Origin of the sequence: Moorena sp. SIO3H5 (genome assembly GCF_010692395.1) — a bacterium.
In the GTDB taxonomy this organism is placed as follows: domain Bacteria; phylum Cyanobacteriota; class Cyanobacteriia; order Cyanobacteriales; family Coleofasciculaceae; genus Moorena.
Window position 1 is genome coordinate 1 of record NZ_JAAHHS010000737.1, and the last position, 1,592, is coordinate 1,592.

Below are 1,592 nucleotides of genomic sequence, written 5' to 3' on the forward strand. Positions count from 1 at the left end.
TATTCTAGTTGACTGTTTGTGAAAAATTGTGCTTGATAAGACTGTAATTGTTTTTCAATTTGTAAATATGATACTTCTGCTGACTGTGGATGAGGACGATCAGCAGGCAGATCTTTGTCTGTGTCTGGTGGTAAAAACACGTGACAAAGTACTACCTTGCTCTCTTTTGGTAGGGCCAAGTCTTGCAAAGTTTGAATAATCCGCTCGGTAATTTCCGAACCATCTAAAGCTACCACAATAGTTTTGAGCACTGCTGTTGTCTCCAAAAAAGTAGACCCCCTACATCGGTGTCAGACAAAAATGATTAATGGCTATACCAACCATGTTGCCAATTAAACTTTAAGTTTGTATGGTTCTTAAAGTTTCAGTTTGCAGCCATCAATTGAATTTTGTCAAAAATTTAGTCAAAAAAGTAATAATTTAGCAATATTTAATCTAGTTCTAATCGGCGCTTTACAGAATCACTATGGGAAGATAATCCTTCTGATTGGGCAAGTGCATCAATTGCATCTACCACTTTGTTCAGTGCAGTGTGGGAGTATTGAATAATACTAGAGTGTTTCAGAAATGTCTCTACACCCAATGGAGAAGCATAATGACAAGTGCCAGATGTAGGTAATATATGGCTGGGACCAGCTACGTAGTTTCCCACTGCTTCTGGTGTGGAATGACCAATAAATATAGCTCCGGCATGACGAATTAATGGTAGTAATGCCCAAGGGTCTTTTATTTGTAATTGTAGGTGTTTGGGGGCAAATTCAATCGTAAGGGTGGTTGCGATCGCTAGGGATTCTACGATCGCAATTAATCCGTAATGAGCCAGGGCTTTTTCTGTCAGTAGACGTTTGGGGTGGTTTACTAACTGTCTAGCTACGGATATTTGAACTTCCTTTGCCAAATTTTCATCTGTGGTCAATAAAATTGCCGCCGCCATGGGATCTTTTTCGGCCTGTGCAATTAAGTCTATTGCTACATGGAGGGAGTTGGCTGTTTCATCGGCAATAATTATTACTTCACCACAGCCAGACAGGGAATCAACCCCCACCAGGCCATAAACTAATTTTTTTGCCAATGTTACATAAATATTCCCTGGTCCAGCAATCAAATTTACCTTGGGAATTGTTTGAGTTCCATAGGTTAAGGCAGCGATCGCTTGTGCTCCACCAACCCGATAAATTTCTTTGATACCTGCTTCTTGGGCCGCTACTAGCACCGCTGGGTGAATCGCTTTTTCTACCCCTGGTGGTGTAACCATTACTACTTGTGGAACACCTGCTATTTTCGCCGGAATTGCATTCATTAATACCGTACTTGGATAAGTACCATGACTACCAGGTATGTATAATCCAGCTCTATCTACAGGAGTATAGCGTTTGCCCAGTACCACATCATCATCCCCAAAATGCACCCAACTTTTGGGAATTCTTTGGCGATGAAAAGCTTCGATTTGACGGCTCGCCAACCGAATCGCAGCCAGTAGTTCTTGGGATATTTGTTGATAAGCCACATCTAACTCAAAAGCCGTAACTCTTAGCTCTTCTAGCTGCAAAGTATAGCCGTCAAATTCAGCCGTGTAGTGCAATACGGCTTTA

The 1,592-nt window shown here is 41.5% G+C and carries 2 protein-coding genes; both read right to left on the minus strand.

The genetic code is table 11. The annotated features are described in order from the left end of the window. The coding region (locus F6K52_RS36070) for a universal stress protein (RefSeq protein WP_293089989.1) at positions 1-251 on the minus strand (251 nt) is incomplete at its 3' end. Between the two features lie 179 nt (positions 252-430). Continuing rightward, on the minus strand, positions 431-1,592 hold a 1,162-nt coding region (gene hisD, locus F6K52_RS36075), incomplete at its 5' end, for a histidinol dehydrogenase (protein ID WP_293089991.1).